This window comes from Shewanella electrica, from assembly GCF_022321485.1.
Lineage (GTDB): Bacteria > Pseudomonadota > Gammaproteobacteria > Enterobacterales > Shewanellaceae > Shewanella > Shewanella electrica.
This window is the reverse complement of record NZ_JAKOGG010000429.1, coordinates 1-260: the sequence shown is the minus strand read 5'-3', so window position 1 is coordinate 260 and position 260 is coordinate 1. Positions and strand designations below refer to the sequence as shown.

The 260-nt window shown below is 55.8% G+C and carries 1 protein-coding gene; it reads left to right on the top strand.

What is annotated here, in order from left to right; translation table 11 throughout:
• The coding region (locus L9G74_RS24370) for a hypothetical protein (RefSeq protein ID WP_238898718.1) at positions 1-238 on the top strand (238 nt) is incomplete at its 5' end.
• Between the last annotated feature and the right edge of the window lie 22 nt (positions 239-260).

The window sequence follows — 260 nt, the reverse complement described above, 5'->3', positions numbered from 1 at the left end:
GCGGGTGTTCAAGCTCCTCCTGGTTTTCAGGGTCCGCCTGGGTTCCAGACTTCTGCTGGGTTTCAGGTTGGCCAAGCAGCTTCACAAGCGGGTACTGCTGCGGCTGCTGCCGCCGGTGCTGCTGGTTATCAGGCTGCTGCTGCTGGGCAGGGCCAAGTGCCCGGAACGCAAATTGGGGGTGCTGGTTTTCAGGGTGGATTTTGAAATCACTAGGTATAACAATTCACATCCTGCTTAATCGCTTCAAGTCCTCATTTACC